A 16459-nucleotide genomic window follows, 5' to 3' on the forward strand; every position below is an offset into this window, starting at 1 on the left:
CTGCGCAGGCGGCGCGCCGGCTCCAGCTCAGTCTGGCCCTGATCGGAGCGGAGCCAGCGAGGGGGGGCCCTGTCAGCTAAGCCAGCCCTTCGCGCTCCAGAGCGCTATTGTGGGAGATGCGCAGGAGAATGCCGATAATAATATAGTTAGCGATCACCGAGCTACCACCGTAGCTCAGGAAGGGCAAGGGAATACCAGTGAGAGGAAGCAGCTTGATATTACCAGCGGCAATAATCAGAGTCTGCAGCGCAAAGATTGAGGTCAGACCCGCTGCCAGGAGCTGGTTAAAGGGGTCGCGAGCTTCCATAGCAATGCGGTAGCCCCGGTAGATCAGCAGCAGATAGAGGCCAATGAGAGCTAGCAAGCCCCCCAGTCCCAACTCCTCACCCAGGGCGGTCAGGACCATATCCGACTCCACTACCGGAACGATCGTCGGATGGCCCAGCCCGAGGCCGGCGCCGAGAATGCCACCGCTGGAGAGGGTGATCAGTCCCTGGACAACCTGGAACCCCTTATTCTCAGCAAAATCCGTCTGGGCCTGGGTCCAGTGTTGCCAGTTCACCACATCAAAGCCAACAACCGCGAAGCGATTACGCACATAGCTGAAGAGGGAATAGCCAATGAAGCCCAGGAGAGCAAACAGCAGCAACCCAAAGAAGACATAGGACTTCTTTTGGGAGCTGAGATAGATCATGCAGAGGAAGAGACTGTAGATCAAGAGGGCCAGCCCTAACTCGCGTACCACCAGGAAGAGGAGCAGAGCAATGCCCAACATCATAAAGACGGGGCCGAGCTGGCGCAACGGGGGCAGGCGGAAAGGGCCAAAGCGCGGCCCTTTGCCAGCCAGAATATCGCGATTCTCGCTCAGGTAGGCCGCGAAGAAGATGACAATGCAGATCTTGAGCAGCTCTGAGGGCTGGAAGGCAAAAGGACCAAGCTTGAGCTGGTCATGCGTTGGGCTGTCGAGATTCTTCACATGGAAGGTATTGACCAGAGTCACGCAGACCAGAAAGAGGCCGAGCACGGCCCAGGTATATTTGTAGCGCTCCAGCCACTGCATGCGCCGCAAGCCGAAGAGGGTGACCATGCACATGATAATGCCCAGGATCACCCAGATCAGCTGCTGCGTCCCCAACGTGGAACGATTGATATCGGGGCCGATGCGCATCGCCATCAGCACCCCCAGGCCGCTGAGCAAGCCCACCAGCGGCAGCAGCATTTGATCGGCCCGCGAGAAAAAGAAGCTCAGCACAATGTTGACTGTCAGAAACAGGGCGATCAGACCCAGAATAGGAATAAGCCCCTGGACCGGCGGCAAATTGCGTGTGCTCAGAGAGGAGGTCTGATCACGATTGGCCAGTAAGAGCTGGGTCATGCCCAGCAGCAAAATCAGAAACGGGATAATGAATAATCCCAGTTCTTTCCAGCGATAGCGAAACGTCATTGCAGCCAGACCTTTCACTGTCAGCAAGTCTCGGCAAACCGGAGCGCGCCGAGCCACACCCAACAGAACCCAGGCGAGCCCATAACCCGCCATCGAACCTGACCAGCCAGCCAGGTCGCAGCCAACCAACCAGCATGCCCTCAACCGACCAACCGAGCCAGCCGGCGAGGATCAGCGAGGGAAGGATTGAGCAGACCCTGCGAGCTAGGGCGTGAGCTTAAAAGAGACCGGCCCGATCTGGATCAGATCACCAGGCCGGGCGGGCAACGGCTCACGGGCCGGTTTGCTATTCAGAAAGGTGCCATTGACGCTACCGGCATCCTGAACATACCAGACGCCATTGCGATACCAGAGCCGTGTATGCTCAGCAGAAATAAAGGGGTAGGGCAACTGGATCGTGTTAGTAGGACCACGCCCAATTGTTGTCTGCGGCATCAGGTCAAAGCGCGTCCCCGGCAGCAGATTGCTGGGACCACTGTCGACTACCACCAGATGCCCAACCACCGGCGGCGTGTGCCCCCCCACCTCACTGCCCATGGCCGCCGTCCTGCGCAGATCACGGGAGATCGTTAGCACAACCTGCATCAAAAAGAGGTAGAGAAGGATGAGCAGCAAGATCCTTAATATCAATAAAAAGACATCCAAAGGCATGAGTCAGTGTCCCTACCTTCGCTCGAAGTAGAAATCGTAGCTTCCAATGGTGAAACGATCACCGCTGCGCAGGGTATGCTGCCGTACCCCGGGCATCCCATTCACCGTGATTCCGTTGGTGCTACCGAGATCGAAGAGCATAAACTGTCCATTGGGCTGATATTTGATTTGCGCATGGTAGCGAGAGACGCGCTTATCTTCCACAATAATATCGTTATTGAGCTGTCTGCCGATATTGACGACTGGCTTCTCGATGCGATAGACCTGCTGGCCCTGGGGCACGCGAATGGTGAGCCAGGCCTGTGGCATTGGGGGGGCAGGGCGTGCTGTAGCCAGGCCACTCATCGACGAGCCGGCGGGGGCGTCGATGCCAGGTAACAATTGGCCAGACTGCAACTGGGCCCGCAGCTGCGCAAGCTGTTCGGCGCTCAGCGCCTGGGTCTCCATCACCTCGCCGTCGACGCTGGGATCGCCAGTCCGATGCTGCCGGTCGACCAGCTCGGCTTCGATGCGCACCAGGCCCGGGCGCAAGGTACTGTCGGCATGGAGGCGCAGCACCGGATTGGAGCGCAGGGTATAGTGTCGTTGGCGAGCCAGATTCACCAGATCCTCCTGCCACTCGCGAACCAGAATCGCCTGGCTGGGAGCGAAACGCTGATGGTCCTTGATACTCAGGTAAATATCGTAGACGTTGGGTGCCAGCAGGCGATCCACCCCCTGGAAGACGTTATCCTCCATCGCCCGCTCCAGCTTGCGAGCCACCTCCACCGGCTCCAGTCGCGAAGGGAAGAGAAAAGCAAACGGCCCCTCGATCAGCCGCTGCATAAAGGCTTCAAACCGTGAGAGTGGATTCTGGCGCGTTTTCACCCTGGCTCACGCTCCCTTTATAGAATCTGCCGAACCTGCTCCACATCGGCGGCCATCTGCGCCTTCAAGGCTTCTATACTGTCAAAACGCCGTTCATCGCGTAATCGGGCGATGAATTCTACGAGAATGCGCTTGCCGTAGAGATCAAGCTCGACATCCAGCAGGTACGCCTCCACCAGTGGGCGCTCGCTGGGGAAATTGGGACGAATCCCGACGCTGACCGCACTCTTATAGACGTGAGGAGAAGAAAACACGTCACACATTCCCGCCTCCTCCTCCACCGCCACCCGCGCCGCGTAGATGCCATTGGCCGGCAGCAGGCGATAGGGTTCCGGCACAAGATTGGCCGTTGGGAATCCCAACAGCCGGCCACGATGATCGCCGTGTACCACGACGCCGCTCAAAAGTAAGGGATGTCCAAGCAGCTCGGCGGCTTCGGCGATGCGACCTGCGCTGACGAGCGCGCGAATCTCGGTACTACTCACGCGCACCCCACGAATCTCCTCCAGCGGGAGCGCGCGGACCACCAGCCCATGCTCTGCGCCATAGCCTTGCAGGAAGGCGATATCTCCCTCACGATTGTGCCCCAGACTGAAGTTTTCGCCTACCACAAGCCCTTTCAGGTTAAAGGCAGCACGCAGCTCATTGAGAAACTGGCGCGCCGGCATGGCTGCCACTTGCGGCGTAAACTGCACCACAATGTAGTCCTCTACCCCGCCATAGCGCCGTGCCAGAGCCAGCTTCTCCTCCAGCGAGGTCAGGCACTGGAGTGGCACATGGGGCCGTACGACCGCCAGCGTATGCGGTTCAAAGGTCAGCAGTACCGGTTTACTGCCCAGGGTCGCCGCCAATGCTCGCAGCTCATGGAGCAGGCGCTGGTGTCCTCTATGAATGCCATCGAAGTTCCCGATGGTAATGACGATTGGTTCCTGCGCGGTTACGGTGGTTTGATAGTTCATAATGAATAGTGGTGGCCCTTTACGTTCTGCTCAGTGTCGCACCCGCAGCGGGCGTTTTAATAGTATCACAGCTCTAGTGGTCAGGCAACAATCGCGCGCTTTCTTAACCAGCCTGGGGGAATTGCCCGCCGTCGCCGTCCCGCTCAAGAGCGTCGTTCGGGTCCAAAGACCCGCGTCGGCTGCCAGAGCTGCAGCTCTGGCTTCCAGGCAGCTAAGGCCCAGGTTCTCCCCTGCTCGTCGCAGACGCGCGCCAGTCGTGGCTGTTCTTCCTGCCGGGAAGCGTTCTCTCGCCAGCCTGGGAGAGAGGCCCGAGCAGGCAAGGGGCCAGACTCTGGCCCAGGGGCGCGAAAGCTGTTCCCGTGCAGGACCCGCTGCAGGGTTTTGGCGTCGACGACGAGCGCCGGGTAATGCTGGAGAGCAATATCCAGTGGCCGAAGATAGTGCGCAAGGTGACCGCTCTCCACGGCCTCGGCCAGCTGCTCCAGGGTAATGCTCTCCTGCAGAGTCAAAGGTCCGCTGCGCGTCCGTAGCAAGGCGTTCAGAGACGCTCCACAGCCGAGGCGCTGGCCCAGGTCGTGGGCCAGCGAGCGAATATAGGTTCCCTTGCTGCACTCGATCTCGAGCAGGAGCCGCGGCTTCTCCCAGGCGAGGAGAACAAGGCGCTCGATCACAACTGGACGAGCCTCCAGCTTGAGGCTTTCCCCAGCCCGGGCGCGACGATAGGCCGGCTCCCCCTGGAGCTTGATGGCCGAGTAAGGCGGGGGTACCTGCAGCTGCGGCCCGAGAAAGGTGCTCAGGACGCTCTCAAGCTGCTCACGGGTGAAATCCGGCACTGGCCGCTCGTTAAGAAGCCGCCCCTCGCGATCATAGGTGTCGGTCTCTCTTCCCAGGACAATCTCGGCCTGATAGGCTTTACCGCTCTCGCTGAGATAGTCGGCCACGCGCGTGGCGAGGCCAACGCAGATGGGTAGCACCCCACGAGCCAGGGGGTCCAGCGTCCCAGCATGGCCTACGCGCTGTTGGTGCAGGAGACGACGCACGCGCGCGACGACATCGTGCGAGGTGAGACCTACGGGCTTGTTGATGTTGAGGATGCCGTCCATTGCTCCTTTCCCCGCCGTAGCTCAGCTTCCAGCCTGGCCACAACAAAGGGGATCGCCTGCTCCAACGGCAGATCAAGCGTGGCGCCTGCGGCACGGGCATGGCCACCGCCACGCCCCAGGCGCTGGCAGATCTCTGCGGCGTTATAGGGAGCCGCGCAGCGCAAGCTCAGGCGCGTCGTGCCCGGGTCGCCGTAGCTCTTGAAGAAAGCCGCAATTCTCACTCCTTCGATATCACGGAGCAGGCCGGCCAGATTGTCATCCATCTCTGGCAAGGCTCCGGTCTCGGCCAGGGTGGCATCGCTGGCCCACGACCAGATCAGCTGTCCATCACAGGCCGTCTGCGCTTGCAGCAGGACCCTGGCGCGCAGGCGCTCTTGGGCCAGCGGATGGGTCCGAAAGACAGCCTGAGCGATTGGCTCGGGAGAGGCTCCAGCTCGCAGCAGCAGGGCCGCCGCCTCCAACGTTCGAGACGTGGTGCTGGGGAATTGGAACGAGCCAGTATCGGTCATCAAGCCTGTCAGCAAACAGAGCGCCGCTTCGGGCGTCAGCGGCAGCTGAGCCTGCTGTTGGAAGAGGACCAGCAGCTCCGCCGTAGCCGCCGCCGTTGGGTCGATGATCGTCACCTGCCCACAGCCCATGCTGCTGATGTGGTGATCAATATTGAGCAGCGGCACCCGCTCCAGGAAGGAGCGATGGCGCTCGTAGAGGCTGCCAAAACGCGGCAGTTCTCCGGCATCGAGCGCTATCACGAGATCGAAATCCTCATCCCCCAGGTCCTGCTGAAAGCGCTCCTGAGCGGGAAGGAAGGAGAAAGCCCGTGGCGGCGGGTCGGCACAACAGGGCACCGCGCCTTTGCCCAGGGCCCAGAGCATATGCGCCAGTCCCAGAGCAGAGCCGAGACAGTCCCCATCGGGATGCTCATGGGCCAGCAAGGCCACACGCCGGGCCGGACGCAGCAAGGTCAACGCGCGCTCCACCTGGTCCGCCGGTAGCTGAGATGCCAGAGCAGTCGCAGATGCGCTCATTCCGCCTCCATTGAATCAGAGGTCTGACCTTGCTCTTCTTCCGCGTCCGGCTGAGCAGGCGAACCAGCCTGAGATCCTGGCTGCTGCTGAGCATGCTCTTGCTCGATCTGCTTGATCAGCTCCATGACCTGGGCCCCTTTCTCCAGAGAGAGATCCAGCTTGAAGACCAGCTCGGGCACATGGCGCAGCACGAGACGGCCCGCCAGCTCATGGCGCAGAAAGCCGGTAGCGCGCTTGAGGGCAGCCATCGTATTGTGGCGTTCCTCATCGCTGCCCAGCACACTGACATAGACCTTGGCGTGGGCCAGATCACCGCTGACCTCTACCCGCGTAATGCTGACAAAGCCGATGCGCGGGTCTTTCATGCGCGTGCGTAGCAGATCGCTGAGTTCCTCGGCAATCAACTCACCCAGCTTTTCCTGGCGATACAGGTTTGGCATGATCTATCCCCTTCCTGGGCCTCAATCCTTTTCCTGTCTGAAGGCTTCAATGATATCGCCAATTTGCACGCTACTGAAGCCTTCAATGATCATACCACATTCGTAACCGGCGGCCACTTCACGCACATCATCTTTGCCACGCCGCAACGAGGCCACGCGACTCTCGTGCACCTTCGCTCCGTTACGCAGCACACGCACCTGTGAAGCGCGGGTAATCTTGCCATCCGTGACCCGGCAGCCGGCGATCACGGTATTCTTGCCGCTGCGGAAGAGCTGCAGCACCTCGGCATGGCCCTCGACCACCTCGTGATAGGTTGGTTCCAGCAGGCCCTTGAGGGCGGCCTCGATGTCTTCGATCAGCTGGTAGATCACATCATAATAGCGGATCTCGACGCCCTCTTTCTGAGCCTGACGCAGAGCTGCGTTATCGGCCTTGACGTTGAAGCCGATAATGATGGCGCCGGAAGCGGCAGCCAGATGGACGTCGGTCTCCGTGATATTGCCAACGCCCTCGTGGATCAGGTGCAGCTTGATCTTCTCCTCGCCCAGCTTGAGCAAGGCATTCTTGATCGCCTCGACCGTTCCCTGAACATCGCACTTGAGGACGAGATTCAGCTCTTTGGTCCTTCCTTCCTGCATCTGCATATAGAGGGTGTCGAGGCTGACATGCCCTGGCAAGCTGCTCTCGGCCCGGCGCTGCTCAGCGATCTCTGCCGCGCGCTGCTTGGCTGTGCGCTCGTCAGGCACGACTTCGAGGCGATCGCCGGGCTGTGGTACCTCGGGCAGGCCAAGGATGCTCACCGGCGTGCTGGGAGGCGCCTTCTGAATGCGCTTGCCACGGTCGTTGAACATAGCGCGTACCTTGCCCGCCAACGGCCCGACGACAATATAGTCGCCCATTTTGAGGGTCCCTTCCTGGACCAGGATAGTGGCCATGGGGCCGGTGCTCTTCTCCAGCTTGGCTTCGATGACTACGCCTACAGCCGGGCGATTCGGGTTCGCGCGCAGGTCCTGCATCTCAGCTACGAGCAGGATCATCTCTAACAGCTCGTCGATGCCGGCCCCCGTGCGGGCCGAGATGGGGACGCAGACCGTGTCACCGCCGTAGTCTTCGACGATCACACCGATCTCAGCAAGCTGCTGTTTGACCAGATCAGGGTTGGCCGTCGGCTTGTCGATCTTGTTGATGGCGATGATGATCGGTACGTTGGCCGCGCGAGCGTGATCAATGGCCTCACGGGTCTGCGGCATCACCCCATCATCGGCAGCGACCACAATGACGGCAATGTGGGTAACCTGCGCCCCACGCGCACGCATAGCGGTGAAAGCCTCATGGCCAGGTGTATCGAGGAAGGTGATCTTTTTCCCTTTGACCTCCACCTGATAGGCCCCAATATGCTGAGTGATCCCGCCGGCCTCTTCGGCAGCCACACGGGTCTTACGGATCATGTCGAGCAGCGTGGTTTTCCCGTGGTCAACATGGCCCATAATGGTGACCACCGGTGGAATAGGCACGGTATTCTTGTCTTCGCGCGCCGCCTGCAAGACGGCACTGGTCGGCAGCGCTCCCTGCTGCAGGCTGGTGCTCGTCGGCGAGATGACCTGCGGCATCGGCTCAAAGCCAAGATCGCGCGCGACCAGAGCCGCCTGCTCGAAATCGACCACCTGATTAATGCTGGCAAAGATGTGATGCTTGATCAGGTGACGGATGATCTCCGTAGGCGTTGCATGCAGAAGCTCGGCCAGGTCCCTGACGACAATCTGCGGTGGAATAGCCACCGGGCCGGTCGGGGGCCTCTCCTTGACGAGGCTGCCATGCCGCTCATGGCTGCGCTGAGCCGAGGAGCCAGGCCGTCCTCCTCCAGGACGGGAACGGGCACCAGGCCGCGAGGCCGATGAGGCCGGCGCCGGGGCATGAGTCCCAGCTCCACCTCCAGCTGCGGGACCCGCCCCAGTGTGCCCACCGCCACGCGCGGCAGTGACCCCTCCAGATACCCCACCGCCACGAGTGGCCGCCGCTCCCCCAGATACTCCACCGCTGAAAGCTCCTCCCCCCCCTGCTGATCTGGCCGCTCCTCCACCTGCAGGCAAGGGAGACCGCTGGGACTGTGGCCCTCCCCCAGGCCGCTGACTGCGCTGACCGTTCCCAGGCCCTGGCCGTTGGGCCTGAACGGGCGCTGCCCCTGCCCCACCCTGCTGCGACGGCTGACCCACACCGCCACCATGTTGGTGCTGTTGATGCTGCTGGTGCTGTTGATGCTGTTGATGCTGCTGGTGCTGCGGCTGACTGCGCGCCGGAGGCGCACCCGCCGGCGGCGCATTACGGCGCTGGGCACCTTGGGGGCCTGGCTTGGTCGAACGTTCCTGACCGCCCTGTGTGGCGTTCTCAGTTTTCGGGCGAGTGCCGGTACGGCTGCGCGTCGTCGCTGCCTTCGCCTGCTCGTTGGTATTCGTGGTTGATTCAGATGTATTTCTCATGAAGAAGACTCCCTTCTGTCGAGAATGATGCGCCACAATTGGCGGTGGAGACCTCTCTTCACAGCCACAACAAAGGACTGTCACCTTCCCTTCCCCAAAGGCAGGCGCCATACAGGTGAAAGGAGGAGACAGCCCTCGCTAATGCAGGCCAGGCATGTTTGTCTCAGTCTGCGCACTCTGGCGTAGTTGCTGCTATGGTTTATCCTAGCATAGCCCTTGCTCCGCAAACATTGGCGCACCACGTCTGCCCTGTAGACGAGGGGCTGTGTCTCTGTAAAGAAGAGTCAAGATTGCGTGACACATACAACAATGATAACAAGGAAAGCGCCCACTGGCTTCCCGTTTCCCTGCTCGGGACATGGTAACAAAGGATTCAGGAAGCTGCGAACTTTTCTTCAGTATAGCCTACTCGCTGGACCCTTGCAACCCGCTACGGTTGAGCCTGTAGCCAATTTTCTCCCTGGCCCTCCCTCTCGCCCTGCCGTGCCGTGTGCCAGATGAGCCGGGCAGGGAGACCAGATGAGCCAGGAGCTTAGACGGTCACGGCACGGGCCTGACAAGACCGCTGGGAGGTTGCTCCTCCCGTGGCAACGTGGCCAGGTACTCCTCCAGTGCCGCACGATCCTCGGCAGAGAGCGGCTGCTCAAACTCATGCTCTAGCAGGCAGCGATCACCCGTTTTTTTCACCCTGAGCGCCTTCTGCCAGCAGGAATAGCGAGCGCAGAGATAGGCTCCACGCCCGGACTTCTTACTGGTCGGGTCGAGGAGAATTCGCCCCTCGGGTGTGCGCACAATGCGCAATAGCTCCCGCTTTGGCCTGGTCTCGCGGCAGGCAATACAGGTACGTAGCGGAACGTGCTTCTGGCGCCCTCCCTTAGCAGCTTTGGCCATCATGAGATGCTACTCCTACCCTTTCTTCTCTTGTCAATATGCTGCTCAGCGATGCCTGCCAGCCGCAGCCACGGAGAGGCCTCGTGCTGATCAAATTGCGCTGCCTCGGCCAGGCTTGCTGCAGCCCATCCCTGCTTCCCTACGCCCCCCTACGCCTACTTCTTCGCTGGCCTTTCTCTGGATAGGCCAGATGAGAGCCTGCCGGGGGAGGAGAAGAGAAGGCCGAGAGATACAGGGCCTACTTGTGCCGCAGGCAGGTCGCAGGCCAGCCAGACCGACACGGGCCAGCAAGCTAGTGAGCAAGCTTCAGGAGGCCGACAGGCAGGCAAGGTGAAGGTGCCGCAGGCAGGCTAGCAGGCAGGCCGGCAGTCCTTTAGCGATACTTGCCGCTGCGTGACGAGGAAGAGCGTCTGCCACCGTCATGGCGTCCACGGTCACGGCGGGCGCTGACGGAAGAGATGGCTTCCTCAACAGGTTCCTCATAGACCTCGCCCTCGGCAGGCTTGACCACATCGACGCGCCAGCCAGTGAGCTTGGCGGCCAGGCGCGCGTTCTGCCCATCCTTGCCGATGGCAAGAGAAAGCTGCTTCTCGGCTACCACCACCTGGGCGGTGCGTTCGGCCTCCCGCAGCTCGACACGCAGAGGCTTCACGGGGCTGAGAGCATTCGCCACGAAGGTCGCCGGATCGGGGTTCCACAGGATAATGTCGATCTTCTCATCGTTCAGCTCGCGCACAATATTATTGATGCGCGATCCCCGTACCCCGACACAGGAGCCGATGGGGTCCAGGCCCTCCTGGTGAGCAACCACCGCCACTTTGGTCCGGCTACCTGGCTCGCGGGCAATGGCTTTGATCTCGACCATGCCCTCGTAAATCTCGGGCACCTCGGCCTCGAAGAGCCGCCGCACCAGGTCGCGATGGGAGCGCGAGGCCACAATCTGCAAGAGCCGCCCCTGGACACGGCGCACATCGACAATATAGACGCGCAGCCGCTGGCCGACCCGATAGTGCTCGCTGGGCACCTCTTCGCTGAAAGGCATCAACCCCTCGACCTTATCGACACGGTCGAGATCGAAGTCAAGCACCCACCCACGCGCTGGATCACGGCGTGTGATCGTGCCCAGCCGGATCTCGCCCACCCACTCCTTGAGCTGCTCGTAGAGATGCTCATGCTCGGCCTCGCGAATGCGCTGCAGGATGACCTGCTTGGCCGTCTGGGTAGGAATGCGCTCAAAGATATGCGATGAATCCACTTCAATCGTTTGCCCCAGGGCGGCCTTCGGAATGAGGCGCTGGGCCTCCGCCAGCGAGATTTCCTCATTGGGATCTTTGACCTGGGCAACCACTCGCTTGGTGGTCCAAACGTGGACCTCGCCGTTCTTGTCCACCTCGATGCGCACATTATCCCCGCCCCCGAAGCTCTTGCGGTAGGCTGATAAGAGGGCATTGGCCACGGTCTCCATGACCACTTCGCGGGGCAATCCTTTTTCGGCAATCAACTGCGCAATAGCAGCCTGAAATTCGCTTCTCATGATGCCTTCTCCCTCCCGCTCGCTGGTCGCCCAGTAGACACTTACTGTAAGTTGTTCGAGTGCAAAGAAAAAGTCCCTGGCAAGCAGAAAAGTGGGGGGCCCCCACTTTTCTCAAGGTTCCTTTATGTTCTGCCAATGACCCCACGACAGAAGCCGGGGGCTTGCCCGCAGCCTGGTCAGCTCGGGCTCCGGGGCTGATTGACAACAGCCCACTGTCCCACAGCATAGGACAGTATAGCAGGATGTAGCACGTCGCCGGGTTGACCCATCCCCCCGCACGAGGTGAGGCGAAACGGTTGCTGACCACAGGTCAGTACCTCTGGCCTCACAGGCATGAAGAGAGCACCAGAGGGACTAAGGCGTCAACCCCTTACAGACGGCAGGCCGGAAGACGCATTCCTTCCTCCCTCCCTGAAGTCTGCGGTCCCCAGCGCCTATCTTTTAGTATTATATCATGTCATCTTTTTCAACGCAAGGCAGGGTGAAGAGCTTGCGATTCGTTTCCCCTCCCCTTGATTTTTCTCTCAAGACAGGCTATACTCTAAATGACTATTTAGTGTAGATTTGACACTTTCTCTATCTCTCTGGCCTGGCGAGAGTCCGGCTGGCCAAGGGGAGGAATGGCCTCTTGTCCCTCCTCATGTAGCGGGCTGGACTCGCTGCCTCGCCTCGCCCGCGCTCGCTGCGCTGCTGTTCTAGACGGGGGCCGCAGGCCCAGACAGAGCAGGTCGCCCCTTTGGCCAGTCACTGCTCGTGGGGGCACGCTCTGCTTCGTGGCTTCTGCCTCGCGACGTTGGTCTGGATGAGGGAGTCTACAGATGAGTGAACGATCTCTGGCTCCAGCAAGTTTTGATCCACAGGATGCCTTCAGAGGCCCTTATGCCGCCCGCATCTCCGAGTTCAGCGAGGCCGGGCGCCAGGCGGGTCTCGCGCCCGCCAGCACGGACCGCGAGCGCACCGCGCTGGTGCTGGTCGATTATCAGCATGATTTCGTCGATCCCAGCGGCGCGCTCTCCGTCCCTGGCGCCCAGGAAGATGTCGCGCGCCTGCTGACCTGGTTTTACGCCCACGCCGATCGGATTACCACGATTTACGCTTCGCTCGATACGCACTTGCCTTTCCAGATCTTCTATCCTACCTGGTGGCAGAACCCCCAGACGGGTGAGCATCCCGCTCCGTTCACGACGGTCACTATCGAGGACGTCGAGGAAGGTCGCTGGCTCCCCCTCCGTGAACCTGAGTGGTCACGTCACTATGTGCAGGCCCTGCGTCAGCAGGCCCGCAAGGAGCTGATGATCTGGCCCTACCATACGATGCAGGGCACGCTGGGCCATATGCTGGTGGCCCCCCTCAGCGAGGCCCTGGCCTGGCACAGCACGGCCCGCCAGACACAGCCTCACTATATTGTGAAGGGCCTGACTCCGCGGACGGAGTTTTATGGCATCTTTGGCGCCGAGGTGCCCGATCCTTCCGATCCCTCTAGCCAGCTCAACACTGCCTTGCTGGAAACAATTATGCAGCATGATCGCGTCTTCCTGGCCGGCGAGGCCAAGTCTCACTGTGTGCTGGAGAGCGGTCGCCAGCTGGTTCAGCACTTCAGTCAGCGGCCCGATGTGCTGCAGCGCCTCTACGTGCTGCGCGACTGCATCAGCTCTGTTCAGCATCCCACGATCGATTTCGATGCCCTGGCAGAGGAAGAGCTGGCACGCTGGGAACACCTGGGGGTCCACCTGGTGCGCAGTACCGATGAGCTACCAGCGTGAGGGAAAGAACGCGAGGAGAGGGACGAAGGCGAGAGCGATCTTCTCGCCCGTTCGCACCAGCAGGCCAGCTGCGATGAGGCCCGGGCCTCCCTCTCTGGCCCGCTCGCCCGCTCACCTCATCGCGCTCCGGTGTGGCCAGGCATGGCTCACTGCTGCTCGCCTTCACTAGTCTCGCCCGCCCCCGCGCTCTGGCGGCCCTGACTCTTTTTTCTCTTTCTCCCGATGCATTCGCAGGATCTTGATCATGTACTGTTCGGAGTTCAAATAGTAGGGATTGCGCCGGATGAATTTGCCTACGACGGAGATAGGATGAAGCTTGAGCATCTCCACCACAAGGCTGGGCAGCAATTTCCCGTAATCGTAATGCATCAGGGCAATGATGGGCCGGTTCTGAAAGGTAAAGACCGCATCACAGAGGGCCTCGTATTTTAAGAGCTGCTCGGGCGTGGCTAGCTCCCCGGCCAACCAGGTCATGTCAATCGAGATTCTTACCGCTTTCCAGCCATCACGCAGCGCCTGCGTAATAAAGGTTTGGTGCGTGGATAATAAAAAATAAGGGTCAAATCGCTTCCCGTTGGAGAGAAACGGCTCCCGATCGGTGGAGAGGATGAGCTGCCCTTTGGCAATTAAGTCGTCTACGTCAAGCTGCAGCTTCACCAGCTCTTCACGTAGCTCTTGCACCTGCGCCGGCGCCGCCGCGAAGAGGCACTTCTCCGATGCGACAATCCCCGCACGTAGCAGCCGGGCTGTGACCCCGGCGATCTCTGTCACTTTGCTATAAAGCTGACAGATGTGCGAGCTGTATGGAATACGCTCTGACTTGCCATCAACACTCAGGTCCATGCCTATCTCCACACAATGCCGATTCTTAACCAGCTTGCCACCATTAAGCATATCACACCGGAGCGGGATTAGCACATATAGAAGCGTCCACTATTCAGCCAAGAGTAGGAAAGCTCTCCCCAACCCCTCTCATCCTTTTCTTCTTTGCTTGCTTGCTACTCCCACCCGATGCCCTTGGTCTTTCTCCTGAAATATTGTACGCAGCCCTGCGACCAGTTGCAGCAGTGGAGCGCTTTCCCCGTGGATCTGTTGCGCTTGGGCCAGCACGGCTTTGCCGGCGGTCGCCTGCTCTGCCTCCCTCATTGCTTTCATACTTTATACTATTGGGTGAACGCCTGCCCCGCTCCTCTGCCTGCCCAGAGAGACGAGGCATGGCGCTTGTTCTCGCCTTCTCTTCTCTCGCTTCTATTTTTGCTGGACCTGGTGAAAGGAAGACGACTACGATGCAAGGGACGATTCGTAAGTACCGTATCGATAGTGGTAAGGTGATTACTGTGATCCGGCGCATTCAGGAGGACCTGGTCCCTCTGGTGCGCCGCTTGCCCGGCTTCATGGGCTTCTATGTGCTGAATCGCGAGGACCAGCTGGTGACGATCAATCTCTCTGCCGATCCGCGCCAGCTTCGCGAGGCCGATGAGGTGGCTTCCACCTGGATGGGGACGCTGGGTAGCTCCGTGGTGCTCGTCTCGCAAGAGGTGATTACTGGCCCGGTGGTGGTTGAGGCCGCTGCCGACTGAGCAGTTGGTTGATGATTGGGAGAGACGGAGCGTGATGCGTGGGCGTGGGGTGGGCTTTCTCCAGGCGAGTGGGATGGCTCGACGAGAGGATGGGCAGCCGGGTCAAGTCTCGGCTGCCAGGCCCGTTCTGCCCGGAGAAGGAATTGAGTGCGCTGTTGCTTGTGGGTGGCCTTTTTCGTTTGAGACTGTAAAGTGCGCTGTCGTTCCTGCTTCTGCTTCAGAGGGAGGCGGCCATGTCTATGAGGCCCCCACTACTCTCGCAGCTTTTTGGCTGCCGCTCATTGGCCTGGTCCCCGATCTGGCCTGTGAGCCGCCTCAGTTCGCTGCTGTCGTTGTTTGGCGCCTGGTCAGGGGGCCGGTCCTTCCCCACAAGGGCCGGGGTCCTTCCAGCAAGACCGCGGGGAGAGCTGGCCTGTGCTCAGTCGGAAGCCTCTTCCACTCCTGAGTCCCTGCCTCCAGACGGCCAGCCAGCGGCAACTGCCTCTCTATCAGTCAGAGACTCCGCAGAGCCTGCTCTCTCGCCCGCCTCTTCCCGACAGCCACCCTGCAGAAGGTCAGCCCTTGGAACTCGCCTGGCTCAGGGCTTGCTGGTGGCCCTGACGCTGTTCGGCCTCGTGCTCTCACTGACCCCCTGGGGACGGGCCGGCCTGCGCACAGGGCTGCTGCTGCCGGCCCTGCTGAGCGTTTCGCAAGGACCTGCCTATTCGCTCTTCGGCGAACCAATCCACTTTACTCGGACGACTCTCTCTTCCGCCACTACCGGTCTTGTGTATGTGGACCTGTATGCCCCTACTGACTCCTCTCCTGTGCTTCCAGGACGCCGCCAGGCGGTGGTGGTCATCGCCGGCCTGGGCGATAATCGCGCTGATGTCCAGTTAGTGAACTTTGCACGCTCGCTGGCAAGCGATGGGATGGTGGTGGCCATCGTGGGGACGCCAGCCCTGTTTGACTTCGTGCTCCGTCGCGCGGATAGCGCCGCGGTGGTGCAGGTCTTTGAGCTGCTGGCCCGGCGCTCCGATATTGACCCCTCACACATTGGCCTGGTCGGCTTCAGCGCTGGCAATGCCCTGGCGTGCTTCGCGGCTGCCGATCCCCGTATTCGCCAGCAGGTGGCCTTTGTGCTCTCTTTCGGCGGATTCTTTGAGGCCACGACGCTGCTACAGGCCATCGCTACCCATCAGTTACAGGCAGATGGTCGAGCACAGCCCTGGACACCGTACTATGTCCCTCTCCAGGCACTGGCTCACACGCTGGGCACTATTCTCCCTTCTCGCGAGGCGGCTCTTTTGCGCTCCGCTTTCGCTCAGAACGGCAGGCCGCTGACTGCAGCGGAGCTGAGGCAGCTCTCTCCCAGTACTCGCGCGGCCTATCACCTGTTAGCTGGCGATCAGCCAGGGCAGGTGGCGGCAAATCTGGCGGCCCTTTCTCCACAGATGCGCGCGCTGCTCGCTCAGCTTTCACCGGCAAGCGTGGTGTCTGCGATCGAGGCGCCGATCTTCTTGCTGCACGACCGCAGCGATGCCTATGTGCCGTTTACGGAGACACGAGCCTTCGCCGACGCACTCCAGCAGCTGCATCATCCCTACGATATGGCCGAGTTTGGAATTTTTCAGCATGTTGAGGTGCGAAGTGGTCTCAGTCCGCTGCAAGTGCTTGGCGATAGCAGCCGCCTGGCAACTATTGTCTGGAAGATCACGCTCGTTGGTTCTTGAGAGAGAGGCGCA

Annotated in this window: 14 protein-coding genes; 3 read left to right on the forward strand and 11 right to left on the reverse strand. The window is 60.6% G+C overall.

Translation table 11 applies throughout. The features are described from left to right. Positions 1-76 precede the first annotated feature (76 nt). The 10 genes from BGC09_RS06570 to nusA form a co-directional block, all read right to left on the reverse strand. Entirely contained in the window at positions 77-1444 is a 1368-nt protein-coding gene (locus BGC09_RS06570; RefSeq protein ID WP_069803094.1) for an FtsW/RodA/SpoVE family cell cycle protein, read from the reverse strand. Between the two features lie 204 nt (positions 1445-1648). Beyond that, positions 1649-2059 (reverse strand): FHA domain-containing protein, encoded by a 411-nt coding sequence (locus BGC09_RS06575; protein WP_176728859.1) that lies wholly within the window; start codon positions 2057-2059, stop codon positions 1649-1651. Between the two features lie 48 nt (positions 2060-2107). After that, on the reverse strand, positions 2108-2962 hold the full coding sequence (locus BGC09_RS06580) for an FHA domain-containing protein (protein WP_069803096.1): 855 nt from the start codon (positions 2960-2962) through the stop codon (positions 2108-2110). A 17-nt stretch (positions 2963-2979) separates the two neighbouring features. Further along, positions 2980-3921 carry a bifunctional riboflavin kinase/FAD synthetase gene (locus BGC09_RS06585; protein ID WP_069803097.1) on the reverse strand — a complete coding sequence of 314 codons (942 nt, stop codon included), beginning with the start codon at positions 3919-3921 and terminating at the stop codon, positions 2980-2982. 143 nt (positions 3922-4064) lie between these two features. Further along, the gene (gene truB, locus BGC09_RS06590; RefSeq protein ID WP_069803098.1) at positions 4065-5024 is read right to left on the reverse strand and encodes a tRNA pseudouridine(55) synthase TruB; all 960 of its coding nucleotides are present in this window, start codon (positions 5022-5024) and stop codon (positions 4065-4067) included. Then, positions 4991-6049, reverse strand: coding sequence for a DHH family phosphoesterase (locus BGC09_RS06595; protein ID WP_069803099.1), 1059 nt, complete (start codon positions 6047-6049; stop codon positions 4991-4993). Before BGC09_RS06595 ends, truB begins: the two co-directional genes overlap by 34 nt. Next, positions 6046-6489, reverse strand: coding sequence for a 30S ribosome-binding factor RbfA (rbfA, locus tag BGC09_RS06600; RefSeq protein ID WP_069803100.1), 444 nt, complete (start codon positions 6487-6489; stop codon positions 6046-6048). The genes BGC09_RS06595 and rbfA overlap by 4 nt, the downstream gene beginning before the upstream one ends. 21 nt (positions 6490-6510) lie before the next feature. Beyond that, positions 6511-8967, reverse strand: coding sequence for a translation initiation factor IF-2 (infB, locus tag BGC09_RS06605; RefSeq protein ID WP_176728860.1), 2457 nt, complete (start codon positions 8965-8967; stop codon positions 6511-6513). Positions 8968-9507: 540 nt separating this feature from the next. Then, complete coding sequence (rnpM, locus tag BGC09_RS06615; protein WP_218103984.1) at positions 9508-9861, reverse strand: RNase P modulator RnpM; 354 nt, start codon at positions 9859-9861, stop codon at positions 9508-9510. Positions 9862-10231: 370 nt separating this feature from the next. Beyond that, positions 10232-11392: a transcription termination factor NusA gene (gene nusA / locus BGC09_RS06620; RefSeq protein WP_069803102.1), complete on the reverse strand. Its 1161-nt coding sequence runs from the start codon at positions 11390-11392 to the stop codon at positions 10232-10234. Positions 11393-12210: 818 nt separating this feature from the next. Here nusA and BGC09_RS06625 point away from each other — a divergent pair. Then, positions 12211-13155 (forward strand): cysteine hydrolase family protein, encoded by a 945-nt coding sequence (locus tag BGC09_RS06625; RefSeq protein ID WP_069803103.1) that lies wholly within the window; start codon positions 12211-12213, stop codon positions 13153-13155. 165 nt (positions 13156-13320) lie between these two features. Here BGC09_RS06625 and BGC09_RS06630 read toward each other — a convergent pair whose 3' ends face one another. Further along, on the reverse strand, positions 13321-13998 hold the full coding sequence (locus tag BGC09_RS06630; RefSeq protein WP_069803104.1) for an MEDS domain-containing protein: 678 nt from the start codon (positions 13996-13998) through the stop codon (positions 13321-13323). Between the two features lie 443 nt (positions 13999-14441). Here BGC09_RS06630 and BGC09_RS06640 point away from each other — a divergent pair, with 443 nt between their 5' ends. Together BGC09_RS06640 and BGC09_RS06650 are read left to right on the forward strand one after the other, a co-directional pair. Continuing rightward, the gene (locus tag BGC09_RS06640) at positions 14442-14735 is read left to right on the forward strand and encodes a hypothetical protein (protein ID WP_069803106.1); all 294 of its coding nucleotides are present in this window, start codon (positions 14442-14444) and stop codon (positions 14733-14735) included. A 590-nt stretch (positions 14736-15325) separates the two neighbouring features. Beyond that, a complete protein-coding gene (locus tag BGC09_RS06650) occupies positions 15326-16447 on the forward strand; it encodes an alpha/beta hydrolase family protein (protein ID WP_141727665.1) in 1122 nt (373 codons plus the stop codon). The last annotated feature ends 12 nt before the right edge of the window (positions 16448-16459 follow it).

The organism is Thermogemmatispora onikobensis (assembly GCF_001748285.1).
In the GTDB taxonomy this organism is placed as follows: Bacteria; Chloroflexota; Ktedonobacteria; order Ktedonobacterales; family Ktedonobacteraceae; genus Thermogemmatispora; species Thermogemmatispora onikobensis.